This window comes from Achromobacter sp. UMC71, assembly GCF_014170305.1.
Taxonomy (GTDB): domain Bacteria; phylum Pseudomonadota; class Gammaproteobacteria; order Burkholderiales; family Burkholderiaceae_B; genus Achromobacter.
Map to the genome: position 1 here is coordinate 320,952 of NZ_LZZT01000047.1, position 24,927 is coordinate 345,878.

Annotated in this window: 22 protein-coding genes; 14 read left to right on the forward strand and 8 right to left on the reverse strand. The window is 66.9% G+C overall.

The window, feature by feature from the left end; translation table 11 throughout:
• Positions 1-62: 62 nt before the first annotated feature.
• Entirely contained in the window at positions 63-662 is a 600-nt protein-coding gene (locus A9974_RS24160) for a LysE family translocator (protein WP_183006739.1), read from the reverse strand.
• Between the two features lie 158 nt (positions 663-820).
• On the opposite strand from A9974_RS24160, the gene A9974_RS24165 reads away from it, so the two are divergent.
• Positions 821-1,171, forward strand: a complete 351-nt coding sequence (locus A9974_RS24165) for a hypothetical protein (protein ID WP_183006740.1) — start codon at positions 821-823, stop codon at positions 1,169-1,171.
• On the opposite strand, the gene A9974_RS24170 is transcribed toward A9974_RS24165, so the two are convergent.
• Positions 1,080-2,105 carry a LysR family transcriptional regulator gene (locus tag A9974_RS24170; RefSeq protein ID WP_183006741.1) on the reverse strand — a complete coding sequence of 342 codons (1,026 nt, stop codon included), beginning with the start codon at positions 2,103-2,105 and terminating at the stop codon, positions 1,080-1,082. The two genes, A9974_RS24165 and A9974_RS24170, sit on opposite strands and share 92 nt — an antisense overlap.
• Before the next feature lie 141 nt (positions 2,106-2,246).
• Here A9974_RS24170 and A9974_RS24175 point away from each other — a divergent pair, with 141 nt between their 5' ends.
• Entirely contained in the window at positions 2,247-2,990 is a 744-nt protein-coding gene (locus A9974_RS24175; RefSeq protein ID WP_183006742.1) for an SDR family oxidoreductase, read from the forward strand.
• Positions 2,991-3,004: 14 nt separating this feature from the next.
• Here A9974_RS24175 and A9974_RS24180 read toward each other — a convergent pair whose 3' ends face one another.
• Entirely contained in the window at positions 3,005-3,448 is a 444-nt protein-coding gene (locus A9974_RS24180) for a hypothetical protein (protein ID WP_183006743.1), read from the reverse strand.
• A 457-nt stretch (positions 3,449-3,905) separates the two neighbouring features.
• On the opposite strand from A9974_RS24180, the gene A9974_RS24185 reads away from it, so the two are divergent.
• Both A9974_RS24185 and A9974_RS24190 read left to right on the forward strand, forming a co-directional pair.
• Positions 3,906-4,109, forward strand: coding sequence for a cold-shock protein (locus A9974_RS24185; protein WP_025137012.1), 204 nt, complete (start codon positions 3,906-3,908; stop codon positions 4,107-4,109).
• A gap of 43 nt (positions 4,110-4,152) precedes the next feature.
• Positions 4,153-4,410, forward strand: a complete 258-nt coding sequence (locus tag A9974_RS24190) for a hypothetical protein (RefSeq protein WP_183006744.1) — start codon at positions 4,153-4,155, stop codon at positions 4,408-4,410.
• 208 nt (positions 4,411-4,618) lie between these two features.
• On the opposite strand, the gene A9974_RS24195 is transcribed toward A9974_RS24190, so the two are convergent.
• Positions 4,619-4,789 (reverse strand): hypothetical protein, encoded by a 171-nt coding sequence (locus A9974_RS24195; protein WP_183006745.1) that lies wholly within the window; start codon positions 4,787-4,789, stop codon positions 4,619-4,621.
• Between the two features lie 260 nt (positions 4,790-5,049).
• On the opposite strand from A9974_RS24195, the gene A9974_RS24200 reads away from it, so the two are divergent.
• Both A9974_RS24200 and A9974_RS24205 read left to right on the forward strand, forming a co-directional pair.
• Positions 5,050-5,403: a gamma-glutamylcyclotransferase family protein gene (locus tag A9974_RS24200; RefSeq protein ID WP_183006746.1), complete on the forward strand. Its 354-nt coding sequence runs from the start codon at positions 5,050-5,052 to the stop codon at positions 5,401-5,403.
• A gap of 86 nt (positions 5,404-5,489) precedes the next feature.
• Complete coding sequence (locus tag A9974_RS24205; RefSeq protein ID WP_183006747.1) at positions 5,490-6,401, forward strand: DUF808 domain-containing protein; 912 nt, start codon at positions 5,490-5,492, stop codon at positions 6,399-6,401.
• Between the two features lie 78 nt (positions 6,402-6,479).
• Here A9974_RS24205 and A9974_RS24210 read toward each other — a convergent pair whose 3' ends face one another.
• Positions 6,480-8,657: a TonB-dependent siderophore receptor gene (locus A9974_RS24210; RefSeq protein WP_183006748.1), complete on the reverse strand. Its 2,178-nt coding sequence runs from the start codon at positions 8,655-8,657 to the stop codon at positions 6,480-6,482.
• A gap of 286 nt (positions 8,658-8,943) precedes the next feature.
• On the opposite strand from A9974_RS24210, the gene A9974_RS24215 reads away from it, so the two are divergent.
• Positions 8,944-9,369 carry an Lrp/AsnC family transcriptional regulator gene (locus tag A9974_RS24215; RefSeq protein WP_183006749.1) on the forward strand — a complete coding sequence of 142 codons (426 nt, stop codon included), beginning with the start codon at positions 8,944-8,946 and terminating at the stop codon, positions 9,367-9,369.
• A 546-nt stretch (positions 9,370-9,915) separates the two neighbouring features.
• On the opposite strand, the gene A9974_RS24220 is transcribed toward A9974_RS24215, so the two are convergent.
• Genes A9974_RS24220 through atzF form a run of 3 tightly spaced genes read right to left on the reverse strand, consistent with a single transcriptional unit; the run spans position 9,916 to position 16,131 of the window.
• Positions 9,916-10,635, reverse strand: a complete 720-nt coding sequence (locus A9974_RS24220; RefSeq protein WP_183006770.1) for a GntR family transcriptional regulator — start codon at positions 10,633-10,635, stop codon at positions 9,916-9,918.
• Complete coding sequence (uca, locus tag A9974_RS24225; protein WP_183006750.1) at positions 10,635-14,270, reverse strand: urea carboxylase; 3,636 nt, start codon at positions 14,268-14,270, stop codon at positions 10,635-10,637. Before uca ends, A9974_RS24220 begins: the two co-directional genes overlap by 1 nt.
• A gap of 28 nt (positions 14,271-14,298) precedes the next feature.
• Positions 14,299-16,131, reverse strand: coding sequence for an allophanate hydrolase (gene atzF / locus A9974_RS24230; protein WP_183006751.1), 1,833 nt, complete (start codon positions 16,129-16,131; stop codon positions 14,299-14,301).
• Between the two features lie 359 nt (positions 16,132-16,490).
• Between atzF and urtA the strand changes: the two genes are divergently transcribed.
• The 7 genes from urtA (at position 16,491) to A9974_RS24265 (ending at position 24,901) form a co-directional block, all read left to right on the forward strand.
• On the forward strand, positions 16,491-17,744 hold the full coding sequence (gene urtA / locus A9974_RS24235) for an urea ABC transporter substrate-binding protein (RefSeq protein WP_183006752.1): 1,254 nt from the start codon (positions 16,491-16,493) through the stop codon (positions 17,742-17,744).
• A gap of 21 nt (positions 17,745-17,765) precedes the next feature.
• Positions 17,766-19,397: an urea ABC transporter permease subunit UrtB gene (urtB, locus tag A9974_RS24240; RefSeq protein ID WP_183006753.1), complete on the forward strand. Its 1,632-nt coding sequence runs from the start codon at positions 17,766-17,768 to the stop codon at positions 19,395-19,397.
• Positions 19,394-20,521: an urea ABC transporter permease subunit UrtC gene (gene urtC, locus A9974_RS24245; protein ID WP_183006754.1), complete on the forward strand. Its 1,128-nt coding sequence runs from the start codon at positions 19,394-19,396 to the stop codon at positions 20,519-20,521. Before urtB ends, urtC begins: the two co-directional genes overlap by 4 nt.
• On the forward strand, positions 20,518-21,357 hold the full coding sequence (gene urtD, locus A9974_RS24250) for an urea ABC transporter ATP-binding protein UrtD (RefSeq protein WP_183006755.1): 840 nt from the start codon (positions 20,518-20,520) through the stop codon (positions 21,355-21,357). The genes urtC and urtD overlap by 4 nt, the downstream gene beginning before the upstream one ends.
• Before the next feature lies 1 nt (position 21,358).
• Positions 21,359-22,057 carry an urea ABC transporter ATP-binding subunit UrtE gene (urtE, locus tag A9974_RS24255; RefSeq protein ID WP_183006756.1) on the forward strand — a complete coding sequence of 233 codons (699 nt, stop codon included), beginning with the start codon at positions 21,359-21,361 and terminating at the stop codon, positions 22,055-22,057.
• Positions 22,058-22,130: 73 nt separating this feature from the next.
• Positions 22,131-22,529 (forward strand): DUF2946 domain-containing protein, encoded by a 399-nt coding sequence (locus A9974_RS24260; protein WP_183006757.1) that lies wholly within the window; start codon positions 22,131-22,133, stop codon positions 22,527-22,529.
• A gap of 170 nt (positions 22,530-22,699) precedes the next feature.
• Positions 22,700-24,901: a TonB-dependent siderophore receptor gene (locus A9974_RS24265; protein WP_183006758.1), complete on the forward strand. Its 2,202-nt coding sequence runs from the start codon at positions 22,700-22,702 to the stop codon at positions 24,899-24,901.
• Positions 24,902-24,927: the final 26 nt, after the last annotated feature.

The following is a 24,927-nucleotide window of genomic DNA, read 5'->3' on the forward strand; positions in this document are numbered from 1 at the left end:
GAGGGTGAATGACCCAGGAACGATAGGCGCCCGCGCGGAGCCGGGCTATCCGGTTCTTGCGCTTACTTGAAGACCGACCAGGCGACCGTCACCGAGAAAGCACCCAGCACGATCGAGGCGGCGCGCTGCATCCTGGCCGGGTCGATCCATTTCAGTTTCTCGCCGCCGAGGGTGGCGCCGAATAACACCCAGGCCAGGCCGATAGGCACCAGCAACGCCGAGAAAATGGCCATGCACAAGGCATAGCCGGACAGGCTGGCGAAGGCCGCGGGCGGGAAAATGGTGCTGGCGAACAGGATGCCCTTGGGGTTGAGCAACGTGGCCGTGAACAGGGTGCGCAGGCCGATGACCTGCTGCGCCGCTGACGGCACGGCGTGCGCCGCACGCCACATGCGCCAGGCCAGATAGGCGATGTAGAGGCTGCTGGCAATGCGCACCGCCGTGGGCAGCCAGGGCAGGATCTGCGCGGCCTGGCTCAGGAAGCGGCCCCACACCGTGATCGACACCAGATAGCCGGCCAGTTCCGCGCCCGTCAGTCGCGCCGAACGGGCAAAGCCCTGGCGCAGACCCGCCGCCGCCAGCAAGGTATTGGTGGGGCCGGGCATGGCCAGCACGAGGGCGATACCGGCGACGAAAAAGCTCAATGCCGTAGCGGTGAACATGACGGGTCAGGATTGGGGCGAAGGGCCGTCTTGTAGCATGCGGGCCGTCATGGCGGCAACTGCCCGTGGGGCGGGCGCAAACCAGGTTGGCGGGGAGGCGACGGCGGGCGGCAGGCGTGCCAAAATCGGGCCTTCCTGTCTCAGACCAGAGGGATGCCATGCCAATTCGGCCCAGCCGCGCCTTGGGCGCGAGCGTGATGGTGCTGTTGCTGCTTGCCGCCTGCGGCAAGAAAGAGGAATACCCCGCCGAGGTCCAGCGTGTGACCTATGCCTCATGCGTGCAGGGCTTCAAGGCCAAGGCGCCGGCCGGCATCGACAAGGTGGATGACAAGGCCAAGGGGTACTGCCAATGCGTGCTGGACGGCCTGCAGTCCAAGGTGCCGCTGACGGACTTTCAACGTTACGAACAGCTGCTGATCAGCGGGGCGTCCGGCGCCGAGCGCGAGCGGCTGGAAAAGGCGGTGATGACGGTGGTGGACGCGTGCCTGAAGCGCTTGGTTTCGTTCTAGCGCGATCAGGCATGGGCGGCGCCGGGTCGACCGGGAAGCGCGCGGGGTCGGCAAACAAGGCGACCAGTTCGTCGAACACGAGCCTGACACGCGCCGGCACCGGGCCGCGCTGCGGACGATAGACATACAGGTCCCAGGGGGCTGGCGACAGCTCGGGCAGCACCGCCACCAGCTTGCCGGTGCGCAGATGCGGGACGGCTACATAGCTGACCAGATGGCCGAAACCCAGACCGGACAGCACCGCATCGCATTCGGCTTCCAGGTCGTTGGTGCCGAAGGCGGGCTGGGATGGCGTCCAGAGTCCGTCCTGGGCCAATTGCCAAGACCAGGGGCGGCCGGTGCCGCGGTCGATCAAGGCGGTGACCGGCAACGCGGCCAACTGCTCCAGATGGGTTGGCGTGCCGCAGCGCGCGATCAACTCGGGCGAACCGACGATGAAGAAGTTCAGCTTGGTCACTGCTTTGGCGACGTAGCGGCTGTCGCGCAGCGATCCCAGCCGTACGCCGATATCGATTTTCTCGTCGACCACGTCGGCGATCTGGTCTGACAGGCGCAGGTCAAAGCGGATGGCGGGATGACGCTGGCCAATGTCGCGCAGCAGCGGCGCAATGAACATCCGGCCGAGCGAGATCGGGGCGGTGATGCGCAAGACGCCCGCCATGCCGTCGCGGGCCTGGGCCGACGGGCGCTGGAACAGGCCGTCGATCTGCGACAGGCTGGCGCGGGCCTCGCGCGCCAGTTGCTCGCCGAATTCGGTGATCTGGTTGCCGCGCGTGTTGCGGTGGAACAGGACTTCGCCGATTTGCGCTTCCAGTTCCTGCACCGCGCGGGTGATGGCCTGCGGCGAGGTGCCCAGCCGCAGCGCGGCTTCCTTGAAGCTGGCGGCGTCGGCCGCGGCGCAGAACAGGCGCAGCATTTCCAGGCGGTTCAGCATGGGCAGCCCTTGTGTCGTCGGATGAGAATTCCAATATTTGGAATTCTAAAATAAAAACGTTTCCATTTACTGGATTTCTGCCGCTGCCGATACTGACATTCATCACAACACATGGCCCCCCGGGGCTGACAGGAGAATGTCATGAGCAAGAACATCGAAGGCAAAGTGGTGGTGATCACCGGCGCCAGCAGCGGATTGGGTGAAGCCACGGCGCGGCACCTGGCAGCGCAGGGCGCAAGCCTGGTGCTGGGCGCGCGCCGCCTGGACCGCCTGCAAGCGATTGCCGCCGAGATCCGCGCGGCGGGCGGCAAGGTGGAAGTGGCGGCCACCGATGTGGCGCGTCAGGCTGATGTACAGGCGCTGATCGACACGGCGGTTCGCGCGTTCGGACGGGTGGACGTCCTGGTCAACAATGCGGGCTATATGGCGATTGCACCGCTGGCCGATACGCGGGTGCAGGAGTGGGACCGCATGATCGACATCAATATCAAGGGCGTGCTGTATGGCATTGCCGCCGTGCTGCCGCTGTTCCAGAAGCAGGAAAGCGGGCATTTCATCAATATCGCGTCGGTCGCGGGCCTGAAGGTGTTCAGCCCTGGCGGCACCGTGTACAGCGGCACCAAGTTCGCGGTGCGGGCAATTTCCGAAGGCCTGCGGCATGAGGTCGGCGGCAAGATCCGCACCACCACCATCGAACCCGGCGCCGTCGACACTGAACTCAAGCAAGGCGTGTCGCACACAGAAAGCCGCAAGGCGGTGGACGATTTCTACCAGATCGCGATCGGCGCCGACGCCGTGGCGCGCGCGATCGCTTACGCGATCGAGCAGCCGTCGGATGTGGACATCAATGAGATCGTGCTGCGTCCCGCCGCCCAGGATTTCTGAGTGCGGGCGGGCCCCTAGCGCGCCAGCTTCATCGACACATCGGTATGCGTGCCGCGGTCCAGGTCGGCACCCAGCGGCGCGGTGCATTCGGGCAGGTTGAGCAGCTCGCGGCTGATTTCACCGGCTTCGATGCGGCGCGCGATGTCGTCGAGCAACAGCGTGCGCGTGGCGAAACCCTGGCCCTGCAGGTTCCTGGTGTTCAGCCGATAGCTCAGGTTGGGCTCGCTGCCCTTCATGATACCCAGCTCCAGGATTTGCCCGTGCTCGTTGCGGATCAGCAGTTGATCGGGGCGCGCATAGATGCGGTAGATGCGCCACGGCGACGAAATGGCCGCATGGCTGGGGCGTGCGTCGGTATGCGCGCTGTTGCCGCGCGGCGGCGGCGGGGTGCCGGCGCTGGGCAGCAGCTTGACGCAGGCGTTGGCGAAACGCGCGACAGTCCGTGAGAAGGCGCTCACGCTCGCGCAGCCGGGAGCGCGCGGACGGGGCGAGGACTTGTCGTGTGGGGGGGCGGTTGCTTGTTCATTGCCGTGCTCCTATGCATGGCGATGCGGGCGAGGGACGCGCGTTCAAGCACCATCATTGCAGGATACGCGCTTTGGCGCGTCGCCGTATGAAAAAGCCAAGGTGTTACGCATAAAGCGTGGATGCGCGGCGAAATAACGTGATTTCCCGCGAATAAAAGCCAATATCAGCGCAAAAACCAGCTAAGCATGCGTGCAAAAATAATAAGGGTGGTAATTGGAAACGCTGATTGACATTATCCGGCCCTACACCCATAGTGGACTTGAAGCTTTTCGAGCATCGTGATTTTCGTCCGGTCTTGCACCCCCTGCGGGGCGCTTCATTGTTCGCAGTCCTTTCCTTGACAGGCTCACTCTCGCGGGCTGTGTCCGCTATTTAAAGGAATGGATTATGGAAACCGGAATCGTCAAATGGTTCAACGATGCCAAGGGCTTTGGCTTCATCATGCCCGAGAACGGCGGCAAGGATCTGTTCGCTCATTTCTCCGAGATTGTCAGCGACGGGCACAAAGTGCTGCTTGAAAACCAGCGCGTCAGCTACGTCACCGCGCAGGGCGCCAAAGGCCCCCACGCCACGCAAATCCGCACCTTGTGAACAAAGGCCCTTGACGGGCCTTTTGATCAACGACGGGAGGCTTATGTTTCACAACAATATGGTTTACAAGGGCTACCGGCTGACAGCCAGCGTTTCCCGCATTTCCGTGGGCGGCTCGGGCCGGCCCGCTTTCACCGCGACCGTGGCCGTGGAGCTTGCCGGCGATCAGGACCGTCTTGGCGAACCCTACGTCGTGCCGCTGTTCGCATCGGGTGGCTTCGTGTCCAGCCCAGGCATGGCGGTGGATGCCGCGATCAACCATGGCCGTACCGTGGTGGACGCGCATGCCAGACCCGTCTAAGCGCGTGAACCGGCGCGGCGCTTGCATGGCGCATGCGCATCGCGGTCCTCCAAACAACATGGCCGCCCAGGGCAACCGGGCGGCCTTCTTGTTTTTCAGCGGTGCGTCGGCCTAGGCTGGGCTAAGCCAGGGTGTCGGGCGCTGCGGGCAATGTGCCCGTCGTACTGCATGGAAAAGTATGCGGGTCCGCAAAGGACCACGGAGAACGTCAGGTGCTTTGCTTGCCGGACGTGGCGGTGGCCTTGTCCTTGTCGACTTGAGCCTGCTTGCGAGCGGCATCTTCCTTCTGTTGCTGCGTTTGCTGCTCTTGTTGCTTGTTGGGCGTCTGGTTCTGGTCCGGTTGATTCGACGAAGCCTGGTAGCGAGTGGGGAAAGTCATGGTGCGTACCTCTTGGTTGTCGCGGCGAGATGCCACCAACCCACGGTAGTCCCTTGCCGCGGCATTCCCTACGCTTCATTTGCAACAAACAATCTTGTACGAATACGCCCGCGAACCAGGCGGTTCGCGGGCTTGTCGGCACAGGTCTACAGACCGAATGCCTGCCGTTCGTCGGTCAACATGACCTTTTGGTTGCGGTTCGATGACGGCCGGCCGCTGGTGTAAAGTCGCGTGTACACCATTTCCTAAAGGACACGAAGGTGCCTGAATCGAACGAATCCGCGGTTCTGCTGTTTTCCTACGGAACCCTCCAGGACAAGGCCGTGCAACGCGCCAACTTCGGCCGTGAACTCTCGGGCAAGGCCGACGCCATGACCGGCTATGTGCAGCGCTGGGTGGAAATCACGGACCCCGAGGTCATCAAGACCAGCGGGCTGGCGCAGCACCCCATCGTCTACGCCAGCTACGACCCCAAGGACGAAGTGGCGGGCATGGTGTTCGAGATCACCCAACGGGAACTCGAAGCCGCCGACCGCTACGAGGTCTCGGATTACAAGCGGGTGTCGGTGCTGCTGAAATCCGGTGTGCACGCCTGGGTGTATATCAAGGCCTGAACCCGGCCTGGCGCGGCGGCGGCCCCGGCTGTCCTGGCGCGCCGCGGCGCCTGTACACTCGGTCATCTCCACTCCGGGGGCCCCACATGGCCGGCAGTAGCTTTTTCGCCCTGTTCGACGACATCGCCACCATTCTTGACGACGTCTCCGTCATGACCAAGGTGGCGGCCAAGAAAACCGCCGGGGTGCTGGGCGACGACCTGGCGCTCAACGCCCAGCAGGTCTCGGGTGTGCCGGTCAACCGCGAACTGCCCGTGGTGTGGGCGGTGGCCAAGGGCTCTTTCCTCAACAAATTGATCCTGGTGCCGTCGGCCCTGGTGATCAGCGCCTTCGCGCCCTGGGCCGTGACACCGCTGCTGATGGTGGGCGGAGCCTTCCTGTGTTTCGAGGGCGTGGAAAAACTGGCGCATAAATTCCTGCCGCACGGCGATACCGCCGATGGCAATCACGCCGCCCGCGCCGAGGCCCTGCAGGATGCTTCGGTGGACATGGTGGCGTTCGAGCGCGACAAGATCAAAGGCGCGGTGCGCACCGACTTCATCCTGTCGGCGGAAATCATCGCGATCACCCTGGGCGCTGTGGCTGGCGCCGACATGGTGCGCCAGACCATCGTGGTGGCCGGCATCGCCCTGGTCATGACGGTGGGCGTCTATGGCCTGGTGGCGGGCATCGTCAAGCTCGACGACCTGGGCCTGTATCTCAGCACCAAGCGCTCGCAGGCCGCGGCCTGGCTGGGCAAGCGCATCGTCGTGGCCGCGCCCTACCTGATGAAGACGCTATCGGTGGTGGGTACCGCCGCCATGTTCATGGTCGGCGGCGGCATCCTCACCCACGGCATCGCGCCGCTGGGCGCCGCCATCGAGCACGTCGCCGCCGCCACGGGCAGCGGCTTGCTGCCGCTCTTGACGTCGACCGTGCTCAGCGCCCTGTTCGGCATCGTGGCCGGGGCCGTGGTGCTGGGCGTGGTCAGCCTGGCCAAGCGCCTGTTCAGGAAGTAAGGCGCCGGGCCGCCGCCGTGTCCGGCCGCAGCGGCATCCGACGATGCCTGGTCCGGATGCCGGCGTGCCGCGTCGCCATCAATACGCCAGCGAAGCCTGCAGGTACACCGTGCGCGGCATGCCCACGTACTTGCCCGCGTTGTTGTCGGTGGAACGGGTGAAGTAGCGCTTGTCGAACAGGTTCTTCACGCCCAGCGCGATGTTCAGGTTGTGCATCTGCTTGCCGAAATCGTAGGCGGCGCGCACGTGCACCGTGCCGTAGCCGGGGATGTCGCCGTAGGCGCCGTTGGCGCTTTCGGTGGTCTGGTACGTGGCGCCGGGATCCGGCGAGCCGGGCGAGCGCTGCTTGGACTGCAGGAAGGTATCGACGTTGAAGGTCCATTGGTTGCGCGTATAGCGCGCGCCCAGCGAGGCCACGTTGCGAGAATAGAACGGCAGGTCGCGGCCTTCGAACACGCCCGCCTTGTAGGTGGCCTGCGTGTAGGTGTAGGTGCCGTACACCGACATGCCCGATAGCGCTGCGGTGAGCTCGCCCAGGTCGTACGACAGCCCGGTTTCCACGCCGCGGTGGCGCGTGGCGCCCAGGTTGGTCCACGCGTCCGAGCCGCCGTTGGTGCCGCCGCGCAGCTGCAGCTCGTCGTCGAAGTTGATGTTGAACAGGGTCAACTCGCCCTTCCAGCCGCCGCTGTTGAAATGGGTGCCCACTTCATACGTGGTGGCCTTTTCGGGATGCAGGCCGTTGGTGGTCGAGGCGATCTGGAAGTACTGCAGCGGACCGAACGACTGGCCGGCATTGGCGAACACGCTCCATTGCTCGCTCAGGTGATACACGATCGACAGCGAGGGCAGGGGCTCTTCGGACTTGATGCTGGTGTATTTCTTGGCGGCGGGGTTGGACTTGTCGTTCAGGAAAGAATCGATGAACTCGTAGCGCACGCCCGGGGTGATGGTCCAGTTGCCAACGTTGATGGTGTCGTCGATGTAGACCGCGTGCGCGGTGGTGCCGCCGGTGCGGAACTGGTACTGCGGGTTCGGCGCGTTGAGCGGGTCGAACGGGCCGTCCGGCACATAGAACGCCGTGCGCGACGCGCGTTCGTCGCTGGCTTCCTTCAGATAACGGTAGCCGACGCTGATTTCCTGCGTCACGTCCGATCCGCGGAACAGGCGCGAGTAGCGCGGCTCGATCGCGAACGTGTGATAGTTGCGCGGGTTGAACGTCAGGCGGCGCTGGCCGGCGTTGGCGCCGGTGCCTTCGGTCTCGATGCTGCTGCCGCGGAAGCTGTCGGTGTAGTACGTCAGCAATTCGAACTTGTTGACGCCGTCGTCGTGGTTGTAGCGGAACGACGTGTCGGTGCGGCGGCCGGTGAAATTGTCGTACGGCCGCGTGGACTGGAACGGGTCCTGCGAATACTGCTTGGTGGTCAGGCCGCCGGGCATGCCGGCGCGGCCTTCGTAGTGGTGCAGCGACGCCGAAATGCGGTCGTCCGCGCCGATGCGGTAAGTGCCCTTGAGCATCACGTCATCGATGTCGACGCGGTCGTTGCTGTCGCGGAACCCATTGCCGTGCGTGCCCGAATAGAGCAGGGCGCCGCCCAGGCCGCGATCGTTGGTGCCGCCGATGAACGCGCTGGGCGTTGTCTTCACGCCACCGTGGCTGTACATGTCGGTCTCGACCGAGGCGTCGGCCGTGAAGTCCTGCGGAATCGCGCGCGTCACGAAGTTGATGATGCCGCCCACGTTCTGCGGGCCATAGCGCACCGAGCCCGCGCCGCGTACCACGTCCACCGCCGACAGATTGCCCAGCGCCACCGGCGCCATCGACAGCTGCGGTTGGCCATAGGGCGCCACCGCCAGCGGAATGCCGTCCATCAGGATCGTCGAGCGTGGCGACAGGCGCGAGGTCAGCCCGCGCACGCCCACGTTCAGCGACACGTCGCTGCCGCCCGTGCCGTTGCTTTCCTGGACCTGTACGCCCGGGATCCGGCGCAGCACGTCGCGCACGTTGGTCGCGCCCGTGTCCTGGAACGCGGCGCGGTCGACGATGGTGCGCGCCCCGCCATGCTCCAGCACCTTTTCATCGCTGGGATTCTCCAGCCAGTCTCCCACGACGCTGATCGCGCCCAGGGTGTTGTTGTCGGCGGAAGCGCCGGGATTGGCGGCGGCCGCGGCTGGCGCGGTTTGCGCATGGCCGTTGGCAGCCAGCGTCAGCAAAGCCAGCGCCAGCGCAAGGCGGCGCGCAGGGAAGGGGATAGGCATGGACATTCCAGGAATCACTCACACATTAATGAGAGCGGAAATCAAATTGAGAATCTTTTCGGAATTAAGGCGGACTGAGAAGCGCAGCGCGGACCTGCCCCGGAGGGCTCGCCCGGATCGGCGCAAAATATAGCAAAAATTGGCGCCAATCCAAACGGGGTAAATTGGGGCCGTGGCAAAAACGCCCCACGCGGCCGCGGCCCAGGCAGACGCGCCCGCAGGTCCTGCGCCCCGCCGAATCCGTATAAGATGTGAAATTGGCGCCAATTTTTACGCGGGAACAATCATGGACACACTCGATCAGCAATTGCTGGGACTGTTGCGCGCCGACGCTCGCGCAACCGTGGCAACCCTGGCCAAAAAGCTCGACGTTTCAAGGGGAACCATCAACAACCGCATCGCGCGCATGGAAGACGAGGGCGTCATCGTCGGCTACACCGTCCGCCTGCGTCCCGAATCCGAACCCGACCAGATCGGCGCCTGGATGAACATCGCCGTGGACGGCAACGAAACCCGCCGCGTCGTCAGCATCCTCCTGGGCGACCCCGCCGTCGTCGCCCTGCACGACACCAACGGCCGCTGGGACCTCCTGGCCGAATTGCGCGTGGCCAACATCGAAGAAATGTCCCGCGTCCTGGACCGCGTCCGCCTGATCAAAGCCATCTCCGCCACCGAAACCAGCATCCACCTGAAAAGCTACAAGCTGGACTGAACCAGGGCAGGGCCACACGCCAGCACGACACACCACGCTCTCCAATTCAAGAGCGCAGGGGCAGTTCCTGCACTGGGCACCAAACCAGGCCTCCCCGGAAACCACCAAGCCCCCGCAAGTCCCCACCGGCCTGCAAGCCAATATCCAAGCCTAAACCTGCCGCGCCAAAATCAGGTCTCCCCTAAAAAGCCATCCTCAACCGCCTTGACCCAGCACCCTCAAAGGCCCAAAAAGGCCGCCGGCGCGGCCGCTTGGGCGACCCCGCAAGATCTTTCACCCCACTCCCGTTCCCCACCAGAACGCCAAGCACACCCCTCGCCCCAGCACCGCCACAAACCCGCTCCATCACAGCGTGGCGGGCAGGCGGACAGGGAGGGCGGGGCGTGTAGATGCGCCCGACGGAATCGGAAGGCAGTCGCCGAAGGCGACAACGAAGATGAGGAAGGGGCAGTCCGGAGCGAAGGCTCCGGACCGCAATCGTAGCCCCGCTCCCGGCCGGCCGCCGTTGCCCAGCGCGTCTAAAGAACCCCAATCGCTGCAAAGCAATCACCCCCGAGCCTCATAAAGCATATGCAACGTAATCTTCCGCACTTCCGCCTTGCTCATCTCGATATGCCCCCGCAACATCCTCCCCGCCGCCTCCGCCCGACGCGCTAAAACCGCCCGCAAAATCGCCCCATGCTCCTCATAGGTCGCATCCACCCGAAACTCCTTGGTGAAATCCAACCGCCGGACGATCCGGATCTTCTCGGTCACCTCCCGATGAATCAACGCCATCTCTGGATTTCCTGCCGCCGCGACGAGAGAGCAATGAAACGCCTCATCCAGCTCAGCCACCAACCGGCCATCCAGAATCCGCTGCGCCGGCGGCACCAGCCACACATCAGTCAGCGCCCCCAGCATCCCGCTTTCGTCCATATGCTCCCGCGCGCACAACCGCTCCACCGCCGCCAGCTCCAGCACCACCCGCACGTCATACAGCGCCTCGAAGCGCTCGAAATCGAACGGCCGCACCTGCCAGCCGCTGCGCGGACTCGGCACCACGAAGCCTTCGCGTTCCAGCCGCGCCAGCCCCAGCCGCACCGGCGTGCGGCTCACGCCCAGCCGCAGCGCCAATTCGGCCTCGGTGAAGCGGTCGCCCGGCAGCAGCCGGAAATCGAACAGCTCGTCCTTCAGGCGCTGGTACACCTGGTCCGCCAGCGACCCCGCCAGCGCCGGCGCCTGACGCAGCGCCGGGCTGATCCGCACCGATTCGCCCGCCATCATCAGGTCACGGGGCAAGTGGCATCTTCGGCCAGCACGATCAGCGGATCGCCCGCGTTCACCGGCTTGCCCGGCACGCAGCGGATACCCGTCACCGTCCCCGAGGCCGGCGCAATCACCGACAGCTCCATCTTCATGGCCTCCACCACCACCAGCGTGTCGCCGGCCGACACGCTCTGGCCCACCTGCACCGGAATCTTCCAGATATTGCCGCACATGTCCGCGCTGACCAGGCGTTCGCCCTCGCGCAGCGCCGTCTCCGGCTCGGGTTCGGCCTCGACCGGCGCGGCCGCCACGTCCTCGCTCTTCCATAGCGCCACTTCGGCATCGAACGCCGCCTTCTGCCGCGTCTGGAACGCGCCGATGCTGTCGGCCTCGTCCGCCACGAAACGCTGGTACGCCGCGAAATCGAACACCTCTTGCTCGATCCGCACCGTCGCGCGGCCTTCGCGGAAATCCTCGCGCAGCGTATCGAGCTCGGCCTCGCTCACCGGATAGAACCGCACCTGGTCGAAAAAGCGCAGCAGCCAGGGCTTGCCGTCCTGGAACACCGGGTTCTTCAGAAACTTGTTCCAGATCGGCAGCGTGCGGCCCACCAGCTGATAGCCGCCGGGCGAATCCATGCCGTAGATGCACATGTACACGCCGCCGATGCCCACCGTGCCCTCGGCCGTGAAGGTGCGGGCCGGGTTGTACTTCGACGTCAGCAAGCGGTGGCGCGGATCGATCGGCACCGCGCACGGCGCGCCCAGGTATACGTCGCCCAGGCCCATGATCAGGTAGCTCGCGTCGAACACGATGCGGCGCACGTCCTCGCGGCTGGCCAGGCCGTTGATGCGCTGGATGAAGTCCACATTGTTCGGCAGCCACGGCGCGCTGGCGCGCACCGTTTCCTGGTAGCGCTGCACCGCGCCCAGCGTGGCCGAATCCTCGAACGCCATCGGCAGGTACACCACCCGGGTCGGCACCTTCAGCGTCGCCACGTCGGCCAGGCCAGCCTCGATCTCCAGCAGCCGCGCGATCAACGCGTCCTGCAGGATCACGCGGCTGTCGTAGCGGATCTGCAGCGAACGCACGCCCGGCGACAGCTCGTGCACGCCGTCGATGGGGCGGGCGGCCAGCGCTTGCATCAGCAGATGAATCCGCATGCGCAGCGCCAGGTCCAGCACGTTGTCGCCATACTCCAGCAGCAGGTACCCGTCGCCCGCCTGACGGTAAGACACCGACGGGCGCGTCCCCTCGGCCGGCAATGCGGCCACGATGGTTTCGGATGCGGTCTGCGGCGGCGCCGCCGGCGTGGTGGCTTGCGGCGCGACCGACGTCAGCGATGCCACGCTGCGGTCCTGCGCCGCTTCCAGCGCTACCGCCTCGCGGTAGTCGATGCGCACGAAGCGGATGCGGTCGCCCGGCTTGACCTGGCCCACCTTCCACAGCTCGGCGCGGGCGATCGTGACCGGGCACACGAAGCCTCCCAGGCTGGGACCGTCGCGCGTCAGGATGACGGGGCTGTCGCCGGTAAAGTTGATGCTGCCGATGGCGTATTCGCAGTCGTGGATGTTGGAAGGATGCAGGCCCGCCTCGCCGCCGTTCTCACGCGCCCAGGTGGGCTTGGGCCCGGTCAGGCGCACGCCCAGCCGGTTCGAGTTGTAGTGCACCTCCCAATCGGCGGCGAAGAATTCGTCGATGGCTTCGGGACGGAAGAAGTCGGGCGCGCCGTGCGGCCCGTACAGCACGCCGATTTCCCAGGTATTGCCGTAGCGGGGGATCAGTTCGGGCGCGGCCGCCTGCGGCTCGGCCACGGGCGGCGCGGCGTTGGCGGCAGGCAGCCCGGAGCGCACCACCGGCAGCATGTCGCCTACCCGCAACGTGCGGCCGGCATGGCCGCCGAATTGGCCCAGCGCAAAGGTCGAACGGCTGCCCAGGTACACCGGCACGTCCAGCCCGTTGCGCACCGCCAGATAGCTGCGGCAGCCGGACAGCGCGCGGCCGGTGGCCAGTACCTGGCCCGAGCGCACCGTGACCGGCCGCCACATCGGCACCGGTTCGCCGTCCAGCGTGGCGGCGCATTCGGCGCCGGTCAGCGCGATGAGGGCATCCCCATGGAAGCGCAGCGTCGGGCCGACCAGCGTGGCCTCGATGCCGGCCGCATCCGGCGCATTGCCGACGATGCGGTTGGCCAGGCGGAAGGCATAGTCATCCATCGGGCCCGAGGGCGGCACGCCGATGTCCCAGTAGCCGGTGCGGCCCGGATAGTCCTGCACGCTGGTGTAGGTGCCGGCTTCCAGCACTTCGATGGCGGCCGGTTGATACGCGAAGCTGTCCAGGAAGCGGGTCGACAACTGCCCCGCGCGGAAGCGCTCGTCCGCCACGATCTGGCGCAGGTAGTCCAGATTGGTGGCGATGCCGTGCAGGCGGGTGTTGGCCAGCGCGTCGGCCAGCTTGTCCAGCGCCGCCTCGCGCGTGCCCGCGTGCACGATCAGCTTGGCCAGCATTGGGTCGTAGAAGGCCGGCACCTCGGTGCCCGTGGCGACCCAGCCATCCAGCCGCACACCTTCCGGGAAGAACACATCGGTCAGCACGCCGGGCGACGGCTGGAACTGGCGCAGCGGGTCTTCGGCATACAGGCGCACCTCGATGGCCGCGCCTTGCGGTGCGCGCGTCATGGCGTCGATGTCCAGCGGCTCGCCCGCCGCCACGCGCAACATGCATTCCACCAGGTCCAGCCCTGTCACGGCTTCGGTCACGGGATGCTCGACCTGCAGGCGCGTGTTGACCTCCAGGAAATAGAAGCTATCGCGCGCCGGATCATAGATGAATTCCACCGTGCCGGCCGACCGGTAGCCGACCGACTCGCCCAGCTTGACCGCCGCGTCCAGCAAGGCCGCGCGGGTGGCGGCCGGCAGCAGCGGCGCCGGGGTCTCTTCGATAACCTTCTGGTTGCGCCGCTGCACCGAGCAGTCGCGCTCGCCCAGCGCCAGCACGCGGCCCGCGCCGTCGCCGAAGATCTGCACTTCGACGTGGCGCGCGTTATCCACATAGCGCTCGATGAACGCGCCGCCATCGCGGAAGAAGTGTTCGCCCATGCGCTGCACGCTGTCGAAGGCCGCCGTCAGCTCGGCCTCGCTGTCGCAACGCGACAGGCCGATGCCGCCGCCGCCCGCGGTGCTCTTGAGCATCACGGGATAGCCAATGCGCTCGGCCTGCGTCAGCGCCTCGCCCAGGCTGGACAGCAGGCCCGTGCCGGGCGTCATCGGCACGCCGGCCTCGGCCGCCAATTCACGCGAACGGTGCTTCAGGCCGAACTCGCGTATCTGCAACGCGGTGGGGCCGACGAACGCAATGCCCGCGGCCTCGCAGGCCTCGGCGAACTCGGCGCTTTCCGACAGGAAGCCGTAGCCCGGATAGATCGCCTGCGCGCCGTGCGCGCGGGCGGCTTGCAGCAGCAGGTCCATGCGCAGGTAGCTGTCGGCGGCCTTCTCGCCGCCCAGCGCCACGGCCACGTCGGCCTCCTTGACGTGGGCCGCGTTGCGGTCGGGGTCGGAATACACGGCAACGCTGCGGATGCCCAGCCGTTTGAGGGTACGAATGGCGCGGACGGCGATTTCTCCGCGGTTGGCAATCAGGACGGTATCGAACACGGGGTCGGCTCCCAGAGGCGGTCTTGGATTAGCGGGGGGTGGCGTTCAGGCTGGCGAGATAGGCGCGCCAGCCGCCGAAAGCGGTGATGTCGCGAGCGCCGGCCAGGCCGCGCGGCTCGCAGATGAAGCCCTTGACCTGGCGGCCGTCGTGCAGCTCCAGCGTGCCGATGCCCAGCGGCGCCGGGATTTCGGCCACGAAGGCGCCAAACGCCGCCACCGGGATGTCCCACAACTCCACCTCTATGGGCGCGCCGCTGTCGGACTTGACCAACCCGGGCTTGGGCGGCGTGGTGTTGGCCAGCGCGTACAGCCGGTAATCGGCTGCCGTTTGGGTCTTTTCGACCAGCACCGCGCGGCGCGAGGTCAACTGATGATTCAGCGGCATGCCCGTCAGATGGGCGCCCACCACGGCCACGCGCAAGGTGTTCGGATCCGCCGGCTGCGGACCCGGCGCGGGCAGCGGCTGGCCCGTGGCGCCCAGCGGCAGGCCGCGCTGCGCCTGCCATTGGCGGCCGAATTGCGCCAGCGCGTGGTCCTGCCAGGCCAGGCCGATCAGCGTGATGCCGGCCGGCAGCCCGTCGCCCCGCATGCCCGCCGGCAAGGCCAGCGCGGACAGGTCGGCCAGGTTGGCGAAATTGGTGTACACGCCCAATCGCGAATTGAGCCGGACCGGATCCGCCTGCAATTGCGCGATGGTGTAGATCGTCGGCGAGGTCGGCACCACCAGCGCGTCAAAGCCGTGCAGCGATTGCTGGATCTGGCGCGCCAGCTCGGCGCGGCGGTATTCGGCCTTGAACACATCCAGCGCGCTGTAATTCGCGGCCCCTTCGACAATGCCGCGCACCACCGGGTGGATCGCGGCGGGGTTCTCTTGCCACAGGGGCTCGACCGCGGCAAAGCGCTCGGCCACCCATGGGCCCTGATACAGCAACGCGGCCAGCTCGGCATAGGGCGCGAAGTCGATCGCCTCGACCTGCGCGCCGCCGGCCTTGAGCGCCTGCACCGCCGCGTCGAAAGCCTCGGCCGCCTGCGCGTCGCCGAAGAATTCCAACCGATCGGGCACGGCCAGCCGCGGCGTCTTGGGCCAGGGCGCGGCCGCGCCGGCCGGCTGCGGACGCGAATAGGGATCACGCTCGTCGTAGCCGCCGGCAATGCCGGCGACCTGCTCGGCGTCGTCCACCGTCAGCGCGAACACGGACACGCAGTCCTGCGTGCGGCAGGCGGGCACCACGCCCGCCGTGCTCAGCCAGCCCTTGGTGGGTTTCAGGCCCACGATGTTGTTCAAGCCCGCCGGCACCCGGCCCGAGCCAGCCGTGTCGGTACCCAGCGAAAACGCCACCAGGCCGCGCGCCACCACCGACGCCGAGCCGGAACTGGAGCCGCCGCTGACGTAGTCCGGATTGAACGCATTGGCCACCGCGCCATGCGGCGAGCGGGTGCCGACCAGGCCCGTGGCGAACTGGTCCAGGTTGGTCTTGCCGACCAGGATGGCGCCGGCCGCGCGCAGGCGCCGCACCACGGTCGCATCCTCGTCCGGCGTGTAGGCGAATTCCGGGCACGCCGCCGTGGTGGGCCAGCCAGCGGCGTCGATGTTGTCCTTGACCGCGAAGGGCACGCCATACAGCGGCAACCGGGCCAGGTCGCCGCCCGCGGCGGCCAGCAGCAGGCGCAGATCGTCAAGCTGGCGCGCCAGCACCGTGGGGCTGACCCGCGCGATCCAGGCGTTGTCGGCCGGCGCAGCCGGCGCCGCGGCCAGGGGCATCAACAGCGCCTCGGGGGTGGCCCCGCCTTCGCGATAGGCCGATAGCCATTGCGTGATCGTCCAACCGAGGGGGCCCTGCTGCGTTGCTACGGCATTCATGCTGGAATCCTTTCTTGTATACAAGTACGGATACCCAAGCAATACGCGTGCCATGTCCGGCGCGCCCCGCGCCTTCTCCCCGCGCGCCCTGGGGCAAGACCGCGCAACCGCGGCACGCGCCGCCCGTCGCGCCGCCCTTGCACGCACCCACAGCGGGCAATGCGCGCACCGATACTGTGCACGCGGCACCAGATTGAATCGCGCACCGCGTCGCCGCCAGCGGCCGCGCCGTCATCGAAAACCCTTCCCCTTACTACAGCGCACCCGCCGTTCGCCGCGGTTGGCACGGCTTTTGCTTTGAAGTCCTGGTCACGCCCATGCCGCCGGCGCCGCCGGCTTCTTCCTCCAGAGGAGTCACCATGAAACGCAGACTAGTCCTTAAGCAACTGACCGCCGTGAGCCTGTTGGCCCTGTCCGGTTGGATGCCACAGCTGTACGCCGCCGAAGACACCATCAAGGTCGGCATCCTGCATTCGTTGTCGGGCACCATGGCCATCTCGGAAACGTCGCTCAAGGACGTGGCCCTGATGACCATCGATGAAATCAACGCCAACGGCGGCGTGATGGGCAAGAAGCTGGAAGCCGTGGTGGTCGACCCCGCATCGAACTGGCCGCTGTTCGCCGAGAAGTCGCGCCAACTGCTGTCGCAGGACAAGGTGGCGGCGGTGTTCGGCTGCTGGACTTCGGTGTCGCGCAAGTCGGTGCTGCCGGTATTCAAGGAACTGAACGGCCTGCTGTTCTACCCGGTGCAGTACGAAGGCGAAGAGCTGGAAAAGAATGTGTTCTACACCGGCGCGGCGCCCAACCAGCAGGCGATCCCGGCGGTGGAATACCTGATGAGCGAAGACGGCGGCGGCGCCAAGCGCTTCGTGCTGCTGGGCACCGACTACGTCTACCCGCGCACCACCAACAAGATCCTGCGCGCCTTCCTGCATTCCAAGGGCGTAAAGGACAGCGACATCGACGAGGTCTACACGCCGTTCGGCCATTCCGACTATCAGACCATCGTGGCCAACATCAAGAAGTTCGCCGCGGGCGGCAAGACCGCCGTCATTTCCACCATCAACGGCGACTCGAACGTGCCGTTCTACAAGGAGCTCGGCAACGCCGGCTTGAAAGCCACCGATGTGCCGGTGGTGGCCTTCTCGGTCGGTGAAGAAGAGCTGCGTGGCGTGGATGCCAAGCCCCTGGTCGGCCACCTGGCCGCCTGGAACTACTTCGAGTCGATCAAGAATCCGGTCAACGAGGCCTTCATCAAGAAATGGCAGGCCTACGCCAAGGCCAAAAACCTGCCCAACGCCAGCACCGTCGTCACCAACGACCCGATGGAAGCCACCTACATCGGCATCTACATGTGGAAGCAGGCGGTTGAGCAGGCCAAGACCACCGACGTCGACAAGGTGATCGCGGCCATGGGCGGGCAGAAGTTCAATTCCCCGAGCGGCTTCACGATCGAAATGGACAAGACCAACCATCACTTGCACAAGCCGGTCTACATCGGCGAGATCAAGGCGGACGGCCAGTTCAACGTGGTCTGGAAAAGCAAGGGTCCGATCCGCGCGCAACCCTGGAGCCCTTACATCCCGGGCAACGAAAGCAAGCAGGGCCTTTAAACCGGAACCGGACACGCAGCCATGCTGAATGCGGCTATCGCGAAATTCCTGCGTCATTTCCTGCTTGCATGGCTGCTGGCCACGCCGGCGCTGTCCGCTCACGCGGCGGCGCCCGGCGTGGATCCCGCGCTGCTGGCGTCCTTGGCGGGCGACGACACCGACGCCAAGCTGCAGGCAATCGCCGCCCTGGGCCAGTTGCCCAGCCCGCTGGCGGCCGCCGCGTTGCAGGCGCTGGGCAGCGACCAGTTGTATGCGCTGCCGGATGGCCGCGTGCTGATCGGCAACGGCAGCGGCCCGGCCACGGACGCGGCCACCGGCGCGGCCACCGATCTGCCCGCGGGCGCTGCCTCCATCGGCATCAACAACCGGCTGCGGCGCGCCATCGAGGCGGCGCTGGCCGGCTCGCGGCTGTTTTCCGACAATCCGCAGGAACGGCTGGCCGCGGCCCGCCGCCTGCAACAGACCGGCGACCCGGCGCGCCTGCCGCTCCTGGAAAAGGCCCTGGCCGCCGAAAAGAACGAAGGCGTGCGCGCGGCATTGGAAATCGCGCAGGCCAATCTTGAACTCAAGAGCGCCGACCCCGCCGTGCGGCGCCACGCGGTCGACCTGCTGGGCCGCACCGACAACGCGACGTTCCGGCCCACGCTGGCCGCGCTGACGCAGCAGCAGGACGGCGTCTACGCCGAGCCCGACGCCGGCGTGCGCGAGGCGGCCGCCAATGCCATCAAGCGCATCGACCGGCACCTGGCCACCATCGAATGGGCCGGCAACCTGTTCTACGGTCTCAGCCTGGGCAGCGTGCTGCTACTGGCGGCGCTGGGGCTGGCCATCACCTTCGGGCTGATGGGCGTCATCAACATGGCGCACGGCGAGCTGCTGATGATCGGCGCCTACGTCACCTACCTGGTGCAGACGGCGTTCCGCGCCTGGCTGCCGGGCTGGCTGGACTGGTACGTGGCCGCGGCGCTGCCGCTGGCCTTTGTGTTCACCGCGCTGGTGGGCATGGCGCTGGAACGCACCGTGATCCGCTGGCTGTATGGCCGGCCGCTGGAAACGCTGCTGGCCACCTGGGGCATCAGCCTGATGCTGATGCAGGGCGTGCGCACGCTGTTCGGGGCGCAGAACGTGGAAGTGGGCAACCCCAGCTGGATGTCGGGCGGCATCACCGTGCTGGGCGGGCTGGTGCTGACCTACAACCGGCTGGTCATCATCGGCTTCGCGCTGTTCGTGGTGTTCCTGGTGTGGGCGCTGTTGAACCACACCCGGCTCGGCCTGTTCGTACGCGCCATCACGCAGAACCGCCGCATGGCCGATTGCGTGGGCGTACCCACCGGCCGCGTCGACATGCTGGCGTTCGGCCTGGGCTCGGGCATCGCCGGGCTGGCGGGCGTGGCGCTGTCGCAGCTGGGCAACGTGGGCCCGGACCTGGGCCGCGCCTACATCGTCGATTCCTTCATGGTGGTGGTGCTGGGCGGCGTGGGCCAGTTGGCCGGCACCGTCATCGCGGCGCTGGGCCTGGGCGGCGTGAACAAATTCCTGGAGCCTTACGCCGGAGCGGTCATGGCCAAGATCACCATCCTGGTGCTCATCGTGCTTTTCGTGCAGAAACGGCCGCAAGGCCTGTTCGCCCCGCGCGGCCGGAGCGTCGAATGAAACAGACCGCGCTGACCGACCTGACCCTGCAATCGCGCCGGCCGCTCTACACCGGCCGCGCCTGGACCGCGCTGGCCGCCGCCGCGCTGGTGCTGGCGCTGGTGCCGCTGCTGAACCTGGTGTTTCCCGCCGGCCATCCGTTGCATGTCTCGGCCTATGCGGTGGCACTGCTGGGAAAATTCATGTGCTATGCCATGGCCGCGCTGGCGCTGGACCTGGTGTGGGGCTACGCCGGCATCCTGTCGCTGGGCCATGGCCTGTTCTTCGCGCTGGGCGGCTACGCCCACGGCATGTACCTGATGCGCGCCATCGGCAGCGACGGCGTCTACCAGAGCCGCCTGCCGGACTTCATGGTGTTCCTGGACTGGAAGGATTACCCCTGGTATTGGGCCTTCACCGAGCACTTCGGCTACGCCATGCTGCTGGTGGTGCTGGTGCCGGGCGTGCTGGCCTTTGTGTTCGGCTACTTCGCGTTCCGCTCGCGTATCAAGGGCGTGTACTTCTCGATCATCACGCAGGCGCTGACCTTCGCGGCCATGCTGCTGTTCTTTCGCAACGACACGGGCTTTGGCGGCAACAACGGCTTTACCGACTTCAAGCGCATCCTGGGCTTTGACATCACCGCGCCGGGCACCCGCGCCGCGTTGTACTGGATCACGCTGGCGGCGCTGGCCGGCGCGCTGGTGCTGGCGCGCGCCGTCACCCAGTCCAAGCTGGGACGGGTGCTGACGGCGGTGCGCGATGCCGAAAGCCGGCTGCGCTTCATCGGCTATGACCCGCTGGGCTTCAAGCTGTTCGTCTGGACGCTGTCGGCCGTGCTGTGCGGCATCGCCGGGGCGCTGTACGTGCCGCAGGTCGGCATCATCAACCCCAGCGAAATGTCCACCGAGAACTCGATCGAAATGGTGATCTGGGTGGCCACCGGCGGGCGCGGCACGCTGATCGGCCCCATCATCGGCGCCGGCGCCGTGAACGGCCTGAAGACCTGGTTCACCAGCGTGCTGCCCGAATTCTGGCTGTACGCGTTGGGTCTGATCTTCGTGTTGGTAACGCTGTTCCTGCCCACCGGCATCGTTGGCCTGGCCCGCCGCCTGGCCGCCCGCTACCAGGAGCGACGCGCATGACCAGCACCCATTCCGAAACGGCCCAGCTCGACGGTGGTCCCAGCGGCGACGCCGGCTACGGCCGCGTCAGCCCCAAGGGCCTGGACACCAGCCACGGCGCCATCCTGTACCTGGAAGGCATCACCGTCAGCTTCGATGGCTTCAAGGCGCTGAACGACCTGACGCTGGACATCGGCGTGGGCGAACTGCGCTGCATCATCGGCCCCAACGGCGCCGGCAAGACGACCATGATGGACGTCATTACCGGCAAGACGCGTCCCACCGCCGGCACCGCCTACTTCGGCCAGAGCATCGACCTGACCACGCTTACCGAGGCGCAGATCGCCCACGCCGGCATCGGCCGCAAGTTCCAGCGGCCCACGGTGTTTGAGCAGCACAGCGTGTTCGAGAACCTGGAGCTGGCGATGAAGACCGACAAGCGCGTGCGGCCTACGCTATTCTCGCGCCTGACCGGCGCGCAGGCCGACAAGATCGGCGAAACGCTGGACCTGATCCGCCTGCGGCCCGAGGCCTTCCGCCCCGCCGGGCTGCTGTCGCACGGCCAGAAGCAGTGGCTGGAGATCGGCATGCTGCTGATGCAGGAACCGCAGCTGCTCTTGCTGGACGAACCGGTGGCCGGCATGACCGATGCCGAGACCGAACGCACCGGCGAACTGCTCAACGAATTGCGCGGCCGTCATTCGCTGATGGTGGTCGAGCACGACATGGACTTCGTCAATCAGATCGCCGGCGACGGCAAGGTGACGGTGCTGCATGAAGGCTCGGTGCTGGCCGAAGGGCCCATGGCCCGCGTGCAGGCCGACCCGCGCGTGATCGAAGTCTATCTGGGGCGCTGACATGCTGAACGTAACCACCATCGACCAATACTACGGCGGCAGCCACACCTTGCGCGGCGTCTCGCTGGCGGTGAACCAGGGCGAATGCCTGGCGCTGCTGGGCCGCAACGGCGTGGGCAAGACCACGCTGCTCAAGTGCGTGATGGGCGTGCTGCCGGTGGCGCGCGGCGATATCGCCTTCGACGGCGCCGACATCACCCGGCTGGCGCCGCACCAACGCGCCGCGCGCGGCATGGCTTACGTGCCGCAAGGGCGCGACATCTTCGCCCGTCTCACCGTCGAAGAGAACATCCTGATGGGCATGGCGACCAAGCCCGCCGCCCGCGCCCGCCGCATCAAGGAAGAGGTGTTCGAACTGTTTCCGGTGCTGAAAAGCATGCTGGCGCGGCGCGGCGGCGACCTGTCGGGCGGGCAGCAGCAGCAACTGGCCATCGCCCGCGCGCTGGTGGCCGAGCCCAAGCTCATCATCCTGGACGAACCGACCGAAGGCATCCAGCCGTCGATCATCAAGGACATCGCCCGGGTGATCCACATGCTGCGCCAGCGCGGCGACATCGCCATCCTGCTGTGCGAACAGTATTTCGACTTCGCCCGCGAGCTGGCCGACCGGTTCGTGGTGCTGTCGCGCGGCGAAGTGGTGGCCAGCGGCGACCGGGCGGCCATCGACGGCGACGACGTGCGGCGCCACCTCTCCGTCTGAACCGGCCCAGGGGCTGCGGCCCTGCCGCGAAGCGTCTTCTGGTGCTGACAGAGCCTGGATATAATGCGCCGTCATGCACCTCGCCCACTTCCTGCACCGCGGCTACGCCTGGATCGCCCTTTTCGCGATCCTTTGGGCGTCCCTGGTGCCGTCGTTGGCGCACGGCAGCCACGCCGAGGGCGGCGCTAACCGCCAGGTCACCGTCGACTACTGCGCCCCCGAGGGCAAATCGTCACTGACCATCGACGTGCCGTCCGACGGCGCACCGGCCGATCACGCGGCCCACCACGGCGACAGCAACCACTGCCCGTTCTGCCGCAACCCCCAGGCCGACATCGGCATCCTGCCCGCGCCGCTGCTCGTCCTGCGTGCCCCGCCCAGCCGGGTCACCTATCCGGCGCTGTTCTACCGCGCCTCGCATCCCCTCTACGCCTGGAGCGCGGCCCAGCCGCGCGCCCCGCCCGCCGCCTGAGTCCGCGCACGGCCGTTCGCCCCTGGGCGGCGGCCGCAGCGCCCTGCGCTTGAGCTCCTCGCCGGCCTTCGATGCGCCGGCGGTATCCCGGAATCAACGCCTGCCCTGACGCCGCCTTCTTGAGCGGCGCGGCCCGCAGGTGCGCAAGCCGGCCTTGGCCGGCCTGGACCATGAAAAAAACCTACGCAGCCTCTTTGCTGGCCGGCGCCTGCGCCGCCAACCCCGCCCTGGCGCTCACCACCGACCCCGCCATCGAAACCCTGGCGCCCACCGTGGTGGAAGGCGACGACGCCGAGGGCAAGCCCAACGGCCCGCTGGACCTGAACCGCATCGACGGCACCGGCAGCCGCCTGGGCCTGACCCTGCGCGAAACGCCGGCGTCCGTCACCGTCATCAACCGCGCCCAGATCGAAGCCCGCGGCGCGCAAAACACCCAGGAAATCGCCCGCGGCATTCCCGGCGTGGACAACGCCTCGCCGCCCGGCTCAGCCGGCGCCGTCAGCTATCGCGGCTTTTCCGGCGGCCAGGTGTCGCAGCTGTTCAACGGCATCTCGGTGCAATACGACTCGGCCGCGGCGCGGCCGGTGGACAGCTGGATCTACGACCGGGTCGAGGCCATCGGCGGCCCGTCGACCTTCCTGTTTGGCGCCGGCGCGGTCGGCGGCGCCATCAACTACGTCACCAAGCTGGCCGAACGCGACACCTTCTACGAAGGCCAGCTCCGCCTGGGCTCGTTCGACACGCGCCAGCTGTCGGCCGGCATCAACCAGCAACTGGCGGGATCAAACGGCGGCCGCGGCCACTACCTACGCATCGACGCCAACACCACGTCCAGCCGCGGCTGGGTCGACGGCAACCATTCCAGCGCGACGCAGGTGGCGGCCTCGCTGCTGTCCGACCTGGGCGACGACGTGACACAGACCTGGGCCTTCGAATACCAGCGCGAGCGGGTCGAACGGCCCTACTGGGGCACGCCGCTCACGGTGGGCGCGGACGGCAAAGTCAGCGGCGAAGGCCATATCCGCGGCGGCACGCGTTTCAAGAACTACAACGTCGACGACGGGCTGTACGAGCAGTCGGTGCTGTGGGCCCGCTCGCTGACCGAGTGGCGCGCCGCGCCCGGCGTGACGTTCAAGAACACGCTGTACTACTACCGGGCCGAACGCGATTTCCGCAACCTGGAAACCTACCGCTACAACGGCGCCAACAGCCGCGTGCTGCGCTCGGGCGCCCTGCTGCAGCGGCACGAGCAAAGCCTGGTCGGCAACCGGGTCGAAGGCCTGGTCGAATCCTCGTTGGCCGGCCTGCCCAGCAGCTGGTCGTTCGGCGCCGACCTGAGCGTGAACAAGCAGACCCGCTATCCCACCAGCCTGCCCGCCACGGTGGATGCCGTGGACCCCTACGATTTTTCGCCGGGCTATTTCTACGACATCCCCGGCATGACGCGCGGCCATAACCCGGACCGTGACAACCGCATCCGCACGCTGGCATTCACGCTGGAAAACCGCACCGAGGTGCTGCCGGGCGTAGCGATCGTGTCCGCGCTGCGCCGCGACTTCATCGACCTGGACCTGACGAATCGCCGCGCCGTCTCGGCCAGCTCGCCCGCGTCCGCCTCGCGAGATTACTCGCCCACCACCGGCCGCCTGGCCGTCAACTGGGTGGTGACGCCGCAGGCCTCGCTGTATGCGCAGTACGCCACCGCGGCCGATCCCCCGTCCGGCATCATGGCCACGGCCTCGTTCGCCGACGTGCTGAACAACGACAAGCTCACCACCGGCACGCAAAAGGAAGTGGGCGGCAAGTTCGAATTCTGGGACGGCCGCGGGGCGGCCACCATCGCCGCCTACGAGATCACGCGCAAGAACATCTCCGCGCCCGATCCGAACAATCCGGCGGTCAGCGTGCCGGTGGGCCAGCAATCGGCCCGCGGGCTGGAACTGGCCGGTGGCCTGCGCCTGACGCGCACCCTGTCGCTGCAGGCCAACGTGGCGTTCGTCGACCCCAAGTACGACGATTTCTCGCAGACGGTCAACGGCGTGGCCGTGTCGCGCAACGGCAAGGTGCCGACCAATACGCCGCGCCGCGTGGCCAATCTGTGGCTGGACTACGCCTTCATGCCGGACTGGACCGCCAGCGCCGCCGCACGCTATGTGGGCCGCACCTACGCCGATGCCGCCAACACCGTCTGGGCGCCGTCCTACATCGTGTTCGACGCCGCCCTGTCGCATCGCATCGACCGCCACTTCACCGTCACCGGCCGGGTCCGCAACCTGACCGACAAGGTGTACGCGGCCAACATCACCGGCACGCCGATGTACTACCTGGGCGCGCCGCGCTCGTTCGAACTGTCCCTGCAAGCGCGGTTCTGAGATCTGCCATGAGCGCCATCCACCCC

Excerpts from the sequence above, each read along its gene's own strand:
- A9974_RS24160 (WP_183006739.1), bottom strand. The coding sequence starts at position 662 with ATGTTCACCGCTACGGCATTGAGCTTTTTCGTCGCCGGTATCGCCCTC.
- A9974_RS24165 (WP_183006740.1), top strand. The coding sequence starts at position 821 with ATGCCAATTCGGCCCAGCCGCGCCTTGGGCGCGAGCGTGATGGTGCTG.
- A9974_RS24170 (WP_183006741.1), bottom strand. The coding sequence starts at position 2,105 with ATGCTGAACCGCCTGGAAATGCTGCGCCTGTTCTGCGCCGCGGCCGAC.
- A9974_RS24175 (WP_183006742.1), top strand. The coding sequence starts at position 2,247 with ATGAGCAAGAACATCGAAGGCAAAGTGGTGGTGATCACCGGCGCCAGC.
- A9974_RS24185 (WP_025137012.1), top strand. The coding sequence starts at position 3,906 with ATGGAAACCGGAATCGTCAAATGGTTCAACGATGCCAAGGGCTTTGGC.
- A9974_RS24190 (WP_183006744.1), top strand. The coding sequence starts at position 4,153 with ATGTTTCACAACAATATGGTTTACAAGGGCTACCGGCTGACAGCCAGC.
- A9974_RS24195 (WP_183006745.1), bottom strand. The coding sequence starts at position 4,789 with ATGACTTTCCCCACTCGCTACCAGGCTTCGTCGAATCAACCGGACCAG.
- A9974_RS24205 (WP_183006747.1), top strand. The coding sequence starts at position 5,490 with ATGGCCGGCAGTAGCTTTTTCGCCCTGTTCGACGACATCGCCACCATT.
- A9974_RS24210 (WP_183006748.1), bottom strand. The coding sequence starts at position 8,657 with ATGCCTATCCCCTTCCCTGCGCGCCGCCTTGCGCTGGCGCTGGCTTTG.
- A9974_RS24215 (WP_183006749.1), top strand. The coding sequence starts at position 8,944 with ATGGACACACTCGATCAGCAATTGCTGGGACTGTTGCGCGCCGACGCT.
- A9974_RS24220 (WP_183006770.1), bottom strand. The coding sequence starts at position 10,635 with ATGATGGCGGGCGAATCGGTGCGGATCAGCCCGGCGCTGCGTCAGGCG.
- atzF (WP_183006751.1), bottom strand. The coding sequence starts at position 16,131 with ATGAATGCCGTAGCAACGCAGCAGGGCCCCCTCGGTTGGACGATCACG.
- urtA (WP_183006752.1), top strand. The coding sequence starts at position 16,491 with ATGAAACGCAGACTAGTCCTTAAGCAACTGACCGCCGTGAGCCTGTTG.
- urtB (WP_183006753.1), top strand. The coding sequence starts at position 17,766 with ATGCTGAATGCGGCTATCGCGAAATTCCTGCGTCATTTCCTGCTTGCA.
- urtC (WP_183006754.1), top strand. The coding sequence starts at position 19,394 with ATGAAACAGACCGCGCTGACCGACCTGACCCTGCAATCGCGCCGGCCG.
- urtD (WP_183006755.1), top strand. The coding sequence starts at position 20,518 with ATGACCAGCACCCATTCCGAAACGGCCCAGCTCGACGGTGGTCCCAGC.
- urtE (WP_183006756.1), top strand. The coding sequence starts at position 21,359 with ATGCTGAACGTAACCACCATCGACCAATACTACGGCGGCAGCCACACC.
- A9974_RS24260 (WP_183006757.1), top strand. The coding sequence starts at position 22,131 with ATGCACCTCGCCCACTTCCTGCACCGCGGCTACGCCTGGATCGCCCTT.
- A9974_RS24265 (WP_183006758.1), top strand. The coding sequence starts at position 22,700 with ATGAAAAAAACCTACGCAGCCTCTTTGCTGGCCGGCGCCTGCGCCGCC.